General features: G+C 37.9%; 9 protein-coding genes. 3 read left to right on the top strand and 6 right to left on the bottom strand.

Annotation, left to right across the window (positions count from 1 at the left end; all coding sequences use genetic code 11):
* A partial coding sequence (locus QMD21_06815) for a hypothetical protein (protein MDI6856471.1) occupies nt 1-314 on the top strand: 314 nt, incomplete at its 5' end.
* A gap of 37 nt (nt 315-351) precedes the next feature.
* Here QMD21_06815 and QMD21_06810 read toward each other — a convergent pair.
* A complete protein-coding gene (locus tag QMD21_06810; GenBank protein MDI6856470.1) occupies nt 352-1401 on the bottom strand; it encodes a methionine synthase in 1050 nt (349 codons plus the stop codon).
* Nucleotides 1401-3260 (bottom strand): ASKHA domain-containing protein, encoded by a 1860-nt coding sequence (locus QMD21_06805; GenBank protein MDI6856469.1) that lies wholly within the window; start codon nt 3258-3260, stop codon nt 1401-1403. Before QMD21_06805 ends, QMD21_06810 begins: the two co-directional genes overlap by 1 nt.
* 96 nt (nt 3261-3356) lie before the next feature.
* Here QMD21_06805 and QMD21_06800 point away from each other — a divergent pair, with 96 nt between their 5' ends.
* The gene (locus tag QMD21_06800; GenBank protein MDI6856468.1) at nt 3357-3770 is read left to right on the top strand and encodes a dihydropteroate synthase; all 414 of its coding nucleotides are present in this window, start codon (nt 3357-3359) and stop codon (nt 3768-3770) included.
* A 93-nt stretch (nt 3771-3863) separates the two neighbouring features.
* Here the strand turns inward: QMD21_06800 and QMD21_06795 are convergent, their stop codons facing one another.
* Nucleotides 3864-4058, bottom strand: a complete 195-nt coding sequence (locus QMD21_06795; GenBank protein ID MDI6856467.1) for a hypothetical protein — start codon at nt 4056-4058, stop codon at nt 3864-3866.
* 42 nt (nt 4059-4100) lie between these two features.
* Nucleotides 4101-4283, bottom strand: a complete 183-nt coding sequence (locus QMD21_06790; protein MDI6856466.1) for a hypothetical protein — start codon at nt 4281-4283, stop codon at nt 4101-4103.
* Nucleotides 4284-4344: 61 nt separating this feature from the next.
* On the opposite strand from QMD21_06790, the gene QMD21_06785 reads away from it, so the two are divergent.
* On the top strand, nt 4345-4956 hold the full coding sequence (locus tag QMD21_06785) for a DUF3786 domain-containing protein (protein MDI6856465.1): 612 nt from the start codon (nt 4345-4347) through the stop codon (nt 4954-4956).
* Nucleotides 4957-5013: 57 nt separating this feature from the next.
* On the opposite strand, the gene QMD21_06780 is transcribed toward QMD21_06785, so the two are convergent.
* Together QMD21_06780 and QMD21_06775 are read right to left on the bottom strand one after the other, a co-directional pair.
* On the bottom strand, nt 5014-6321 hold the full coding sequence (locus tag QMD21_06780; GenBank protein ID MDI6856464.1) for a folylpolyglutamate synthase/dihydrofolate synthase family protein: 1308 nt from the start codon (nt 6319-6321) through the stop codon (nt 5014-5016).
* Nucleotides 6322-6361: 40 nt separating this feature from the next.
* The gene (locus QMD21_06775) at nt 6362-8065 is read right to left on the bottom strand and encodes a formate--tetrahydrofolate ligase (protein MDI6856463.1); all 1704 of its coding nucleotides are present in this window, start codon (nt 8063-8065) and stop codon (nt 6362-6364) included.
* Between the last annotated feature and the right edge of the window lie 173 nt (nt 8066-8238).

The raw sequence follows: 8238 nt of genomic DNA, 5'->3' as shown, positions 1-8238 counted from the left end.
ATTGGACACGAGGTGTGCGAATCCCGGCGACAGAAACAACTACTATAATTGAAACCCTACTCGCCAATCAAGGTGTTAATTATAGCAAAGGAGGAAAAAGTAAAATAAGATTTCTTACTCCAATCGCAGAGATTTTTGTCATTCCTTCATACGATATAAGTATATTAATAGAAGATCGCTTATTAAAGCCCCCTGGCGAATGTAAACTAAAAAGAGAGTCCATTGTTTGGGTCGGAAAAGTTAAGGAAGAAAATAAGAAGTTCATTGAAGATATTAAAAAAGAACTTGATAAAGCGTTTGAAGTGAAACGTTAGCTACTGATGCATCGGCCTTCAGGCCGGTGTCTCGTCACTAACTACCATATCTTTCCCTTAACTTTTGAGAAAGTTCTTTAGTAAGTTTCAAAGCTTTTCCTGCGCTTTCTACACTCATACCAGCAAGTCCGCAAGATGGTGTTAAAAGAGAGGAACTTAAAAATTCTTTCTGAGAAAGCCCTTTTCTAACAAAATTTTTTAACAAGGAATCGAACTTCGCAGCTAACGTTTCTAAACTCTCTCTACAAAAATTTTCTTCTACTGAAGGTACAATACCAAAAGCGAGTGCCCCTCCACGCTCAATAAATTCTTTTAGCTCTTTTGTATAAAGAGCCAAGCGTTCGCCATAACTATAGGCATCAAAAGAAATTATATCTATAGGAAGCTTTAGTAGCATAGACCAATCTGTATTACCGCAGCAATGTACTCCTTTTAAACAGCTCAGTCCTTTCACTACGCTTGTAAGAGCGTTTACAATTTCTTCTCTGCTTAAATTCAAATAAGGAGTACCGTACATGCACAAAGAAGGCTCGTCAAAGAAAATAATTATCTGTTTATTTAGCGCTCTAAGCAAGCGCTCTTGCAATTTGGCTTTCTCATTTAGAGCTTTCACGATAATCTCGCGATAGAGCTCATTGTAGAGCAGCGCTTTGCCAGACTGAGAGTCTGTAATCTGTAGTCCTAAGCTTATAGGCCCTGTGATTTGACCTTTTATTGCCTTCGTAGCCCTTAACAGCTCTTTTTTTGCTAGCATTGTAGATAAGCCTGAGAAGTATTCTTTATCATAAGTTAACGTGCACTCAGAAATTTTACGGTGGAAGCTATCAATTTCTAAACCTAATTTCTTTTCCAAATCTGCGAAAATCTTTTTATCATCATAATCAACAATTATTCCAGGTAGATCATAAGCAAATTGCGCATGCATATTTTCTTTAAAGCCTAAGTTAGGCAGTTGAGGCCAGAAAGGTATCTCACTGAAATTTTCTAGTATAACTTTGCAGGCTTCTTGCGCATTTAAATGAGGCAGACTGCCGATACCGGTAGGCAAAAGATTAAAATCAAACTCATAATTAGATCTTGTTTTCATTATACCAGCATTTTCTTCACAGTAGGAAAAAGCTCTAAATTAGTATGTGGCAAAAATAGCGCAGATGTGAACTCCTCGAAAAATTTAGGGTTTGTACTCAAGTCTATATAAGTAATCTTTCTAAATATTTCTTCAGCTTCTTCCTTTTTTTTCTTGGAGAGAAGTATGAGTTGCGCTCCTGTAAGTGCGCCATTACCAATAAATTTCAGTTTCTCAATATCTACATCGGGTAGTATTCCCGTAAGTATAGATTTTCTAGCATCTAGATAGTTACCGAAAGCGCCTGCAATAAATATCTGATACAAATCTTTAGTTTCGTAGCCTACTGTTTTTAGTAGTAGCGAAGTTGCCGCATAAATAGCTGCTTTTGTTCTTATAATATTTCTGATATCCGATTCTGAAATTACAAGATCTTTACCTATTTTAGTATCTTCAGCTCGTACAGCCACAAACTCTTTACCTTCTTTGCCTTCTCTTATTCTAGGATTATCTAAATCTCTTATTCTGCCGCTTTTGTCTATTATGTTACATCTAAAAAGCTCTCCTAAAAGATCAATCAGTCCCGAGCCACAAATACCGATAGGCTTCACGTTGCCTATAACAGAATATTCAACTTCAAAATTTGGTGTAATATGCAATTTTTCAATAGCTCCTTTTACAGCGCGAGTGCCGTAATCTACCTCGCCACCTTCAAAGGCAGGTCCTGCTGAGCAAGAGCATGCAACCAGCCAATCTTTACTACCGAGCACGACTTCACCGTTAGTACCCACATCAATCAGCATTGAGAGCTCTTCCTTTTTGTGCATACCACTCGCTAAAATATCTGCAGTAATATCGCCCCCCACATAAGCGCTTCTTCCAGGTACACAATACAAATAAGCGTTAGGTGCTTGTATACCTAGCTCGCGAGCTTTGAGCTCTTTAATTAAATTTGCAGTTGGAATATAGGGCTCGCGCTTGATTGTTGAAGGCGAAATATTAAGTAGAAGGTGAGTCATAGTAGTATTGCCAGCAGTAACAATGTAACTAATTTCATCCCTTCTAATATTGTTGTTGGCGGTTAGGTCTTTGATTAGATAGTTTATGGTAGCTATAACCAAAGAATTCAGTTTTTTTAGTCCGTGCTTCTCTTCTTCGCTATAGTTTATCCTAGATATAACATCAGCGCCGCATATTATCTGCTTATTATAGTCTGAAGCTGTATCTATAATATTGCCTTCGTTAAGGTCCACAAGAGTTGCTACTACGGTAGTAGTGCCTATATCTATCGCAAGCCCGTACTTTCTTGAGATTGTATTGCCTGCCTCTATATTTGTGATTTCATGCTTGCCATCAAGCTCGGTCAAAGTTACAGTAACATCCCAATTACTTTCACGTAATATTCTACCAAACTTCCTAAGAACATTTAGATCAATACTCACATCTTGGTATTTAAGAGCTCTCTGCAGCCTTTCTAAATCACTTATATTATCTGTCAGAGTAGGTAAAGGTAGCTTTAGCCAGTATTTATCCACCACAGGAGCTATTTTCTCAACCTTGATAATTTCAGATTTGGTTAGAATTTGAGGCTCGCCAAGTCTAGAGCTCGGCGGTATAAATATCTCAACGTGACCTTCTATTTGTGTTTGACACGCCAAGCAATAGCCCTCTGCAAGCTCTTCCTTCGTCAGTAGTTCTGTTTTCTCAGTCCTGTATTTACCTTTTACTTGCACTTTGCATTTACCGCATTTGCCTATACCACCACATACAGAATCTATATAGAGCTTTTGAGCTGTCAAAAGTTTAAGTACATTTTCGCCCTCTGCTACTTCAACTTTTTTATTCCAAGGCTGGAGTAGGGCAGTATATTTTTTTTGCACGTGCTAAAAATATGCTGGCTCACTAATAAATATTCTGCTGCTTCAACCGAAGCGTATTTACTTGGGTATGATAATTGCTACTAAAGGGTGGTACAAATGCTAATAATAAGCGAGCGAATTAACGGAATGTTCAAATCCGTTGCAAAAGCTATTGACAAAAGAGATAAAGATTTTATTCAGCGCCTTGCTTTAGAGCAAGTAGCTGCAGGTGCTAACGTACTTGATATTAGCACAGGACCTGGTGCGGAAGATCCAAAGGAAGTTATGAAATGGCTTGTAAGCGTAGTTCAAGAAGTAACTAATGTACCGCTTGCAATAGACACTCCCAAAATCGATGTGATGGAAGTTGCTCTTAAAGCGTGCAAACAAAGAGCGCTAATCAATTCTACAACTGCAGAAGAAAAGAAAATGTCCTCGCTTTTTCCTCTAACGAAAGAGTACGGTAGCGATATTATATGTCTGACTTTAACCTTCTCGTTACTCATACCTTCTTTTCCTACTCGTCAGTAACTCACTGTTAGGAATAAGGCTAAAAGATTATAATATTATTTAAAATATTTTCGTGTTGATGAAAGCAGAAGCTCATCATGTATACGTGAGCTCTTAGGTCTCTATCCCTTCTCTTAAAGCCTCGCTAACTATTGAAACTTGCTTTTTTAATTTTTCGAATTCTTTAACATTAAATAAAAGAATATCAACGGGGTAATTTTTCTTCTTATGCCATTCACCATATAGTTTTGGAGTTACAACGATGATATCAACATCGCTGTCATTCTTCTTTTTTACCCATTCTACCACGTCCTTGCTATTTTCAAATGCTGCTTTGGGTATGTTTTTTGTCTACTCGAGTTCAAGAGGATATCTTGTAGCTGGATAATGATGATTCAATTCTTTACAAATTTCAATTATGTGTTCACTCACTTTTAAAGTTAAGGATAATTTTTCTAAATCGTGGATTTTCCATAATCTTTTAAACTTCAAATCTGTCGTTTTTTTAAGGTAAATTCCGCATATTTCAATCATTTCTTGCCCTTTATAATAGCGCTGAGAGATTATAAATATTCTTTAGGATATTTTAGTATGAATGAAAGAAGATGCTCAATATTTACATGCACTTGAAGTTTCTTGGGAAAAACTACTTTCTTTAGACCCTTCAATTACTGCCGAAAATGCAAATGTAAATTTTGACAAAGCGAGAGAAGAATTTACAGTCCCTTGGCTTAACGAAATTTTTTATGTAAAATTAGAAACTAAAGAAGTTGTAGCAAGTAATGGGCAAAGCGCAAATACTTTACTTTCCTTAGTTATTCTCCGTTATCTATTGGGCTCAAAGAATATTGAGCTAAGTAACAGGTTAGTTTCTTTCAGGGATTTGCATGGGGGCGATATTTATTATGGAGTTTTTGAGCGCTCCGTGATTAAACCAATAGTAAAAAATTTTGTGTCTCAACCTGAGAAACTCATTGAAGTAGCGAGTTTATTTGGCGGTAGAAAATTAGATTATGGAGATGCGAGTGTAGAAATTAAAGTATTCCCAAGACTGCCTATTACCATAATATTATGGAAAGGGGATGAAGAGGTGCCTGGCTCAGCAAATGTTGTGTTTGATGAAAGTGCAAAATATCAGTTATCAGCAGAAGAGATTTGTGTGATATCTACGTTAGTTGTATCGAAATTGCTTAGAGCACTGAGTTAATTCAGCAGACCTTCTCCTGCAAGCAACTCATCCTTAAACTCAAATCTACCATGCCATTTAATTATCTTTAGATTTTCTACTTTCCACTAAATAATCTCTGGCTTCACCAACTACGAAAACAGAGCCTGTAATACAAATAATATCATTTTTGCTTGCTAGCGAAAGTGCGCAATCTATAGCCTTGTTCACGTTTCTCGCTACTATAACTTTGTTCTTGTGCTCTAATATTTTGCGTGCAAGCTCTTCTACAGGCAAAGCTCTCTCAATTACTTTAGATTGAGTTGCTATAACAAGTTCGAATTGTGGCAAAAGCTCTCTCAGTACGCTTGATATATCTTTATCAGAGCTTATACCTATCACCAGAATTTTTAGAGCTTTGAATTTTTCAAGCTCTTTAGCTAACGTTCTAGCAGCTTCTGGATTGTGAGAGCAATCTAATAATACCAGAGGTTTCTTTTTGACTATTTCTAATCTACCATGCCACCTCACTGTTCCAAGACCTTTTTTTATGGATTCTTTCGTTATAGCAATGCCGTAATATTTTTTTAGGCATTCCAGGGTAGCGATAGCTGTAGCTGCATTAATACATTGATGAGTACCCAGCAGAGGGATAGATATTTTATAGCTATCTAAAAGGCCGCAAACTTCTAGCTCTTGATTTTGCAAGCTCTGATTGAGAACTTTAAATTCAATATCATTTCCCACAACAAAAAGCTCGCAACATCTCTTTCTACAGATATTTTTTATTACACCCAGCGCTTTGGTATTATTTACTGCAGTTACTACAGGTCTTTTCCTCTTGATTGTTCCGCACTTTTCATAAGCTATCTTTTCAATGGTATTTCCTAAATACTTAGTATGCTCAAGAGCTACTGTAGTGATGACTGAGACAAGAGGATTGATTATATTAGTAGCGTCAAGCCTTCCTCCCATGCCTACCTCAATAGAAGCAATATCTAGTTTTTCATCGCAAAAATATTGGAACATCAGTGCAGTCGTGAATTCGAAGAAAGTAGGATATCCACCTGTAATTGCTTTTGTTTTATCGGCAAGCAACTTAAGCTCTTTTGTAAGTTCTACAACCTTGCTCTCAGGTATTTCCTTTCCGTTTATCGTTATTCTTTCGGTAAATCTTGACAAGTGCGGTGAGGTGTATAGGCCAACTTTATAGCCTTGCGCTTGTAAAACGCTAGCAATCATAGCAGCAACAGAGCCTTTTCCGTTAGTGCCTGTAATGTGTACAGCTCTGAGTGCATGATGAGGATTATTTAGGAGTCTAGCTAAAGTTCTAATATTCCGCAAACCCAACTTAGTCCCAAACCTTTGCAAGCCGTAAAGATAGTTTATTGTAGCGCTATAGTCCACGGAATATTATCTGAGTAATAAGTAATAAATTCTCCTTTCTCTAGAAAAGTCCTACAACCCTTCCCTTTTCATCAATATCAATTTTGGTGCCTGCAGGTACGCTTGGCAATCCAGGCATTGTACGCATCTCGCCGCAGAGCGGATAAAGGAAGCCAGCGCCAACGCTTGCTCTTATATCTCTAACAGGCAAACGATAATTTTTAGGTGCGCCTTTCCAAGAAGGCTCGTGAGAAAGTGATAAGTGAGTTTTAGCCATGCAAACCGGTAATTTATCTAAACCTTGCTTTGTGAATAATTTTATTTTATCTTCTGCAAGAGATGTGTAATCTACACCGCTAGCGCCGTAAATCTTGGTAGCAATTGTCTCGATTTTCTCTTTTATAGGAGCTTCTAAAGGATATAGGAATTTAAATTTGCTCTCTTTCTTACAAGCTCTATCTACAGCTTTTGCAAGCTCAACGCCCCCTTCGCCACCTTTAGCCCAGACTTCGCTTATAGCACAATCTTCTGCACCTGCTTTTTTTGCCCTCTCCCTAACAAATTCTATCTCTCTGTCAGTATCTGTTGTGAATACGTTTATTGCTACTACAGAAGGCACTCCAAACAGCGCAATATTCTTTATATGAGCTTCTAAATTACATATACCTTTTTCCAAAGCATCTAAATTCTCTTTTACAAGCGCCTCAGGTAAAGGTCTACCAGGCACTACTTTGAACGTGCCAGAATGCATTTTTAAAGCTCTTATAGTAGTTACAAGCACAACGCAATTCGGTATTAGACCGCTATAACGACATTTGATATTGAAAAATTTTTCCATACCGCAGTCAGCGCCGAAACCGCTTTCCGTAACTACATAATCGCCAAGTTTTATTGCAATTTTATCTGCGATTATTGAGCTATTGCCGTGCGCTATGTTAGCGAAAGGACCTGCATGCACGAAGCAGGCAGTATTTTCTAAAGTTTGAATTAAATTAGGCTTGATAGCATCTTTTAAGAGTACTGCCATTGAGCCTGCTACTTTCAAATCCTCTGCAGTTACAGGCTTACCATCATGGGTATAAGCAACAACTATTCTTCCAAGCCTTTTACGAAGGTCGAATAAATCAGATGCTAAAGCTAGTATAGCCATAACCTCGCTTGCTACGCTAATATCGAACCAGCTTTCGCGCGGCACGCCGTCTTCTTTGCCACCCAAGCCTATGATGATTTTGCGCAAGGACCTATCACTTACATCAACTACTCTACCAAAGTTTATAGCTGAAAGATCTATATCTAAAGGGTTGCCTTTTTGGAGCACATTATCCAAGAAAGCAGCGCATAAATTATGAGCTAAGCTCACTGCATGCACATCGCCAGTGAAATGTAAATTAAAATCTTCCATAGGCACGACTTGCGCATAGCCTCCGCCGGCAGCACCTCCTTTTATACCAAATACAGGTCCTAAAGAAGGCTGACGAATGCAGGTAATTGCTTTTTTACCGATTTTTTTCAGAGCCATTGCAAGCCCTATTGTAGTTACAGTCTTACCTTCGCCTAGCGGCGTAGGCGTTATTGCAGTCACATCTACATATTTACCTTGTTTTCTGTCTTTCAATCTATCAAGCACTTCTAAAACTACTTTCGCCTTGTATTTACCGTAAAGCTCTAACTCATCTTCTTTCAAACCAAGCTCTTCAGCAACTTCTATAATAGGCTTTAATTTAGCTTCCTGCGCTATTTCTAAATCTGATTTCATTTTTTCCATCCCCGAGGTAATAGTAATTTATCGGGCAATAAATTTTTAGTTTCCGATTGCTATACTCTCATCATATCACTTCTTCTCAATCAAATAAAAGAAGCCTTGCGAACTTGACTAATAGGCTATCAAGTAAAGCCCACCCACCTACACCCCTAGATTAGGTGGTAGCACAGGTTCTA

Source organism: Candidatus Thermoplasmatota archaeon (genome assembly GCA_030018475.1).
Classification (GTDB): domain Archaea; phylum Thermoplasmatota; class JASEFT01; order JASEFT01; family JASEFT01; genus JASEFT01.
Note: the sequence above shows the minus strand (reverse complement) of the source record. Positions and strands in the feature narration are given on the sequence as shown.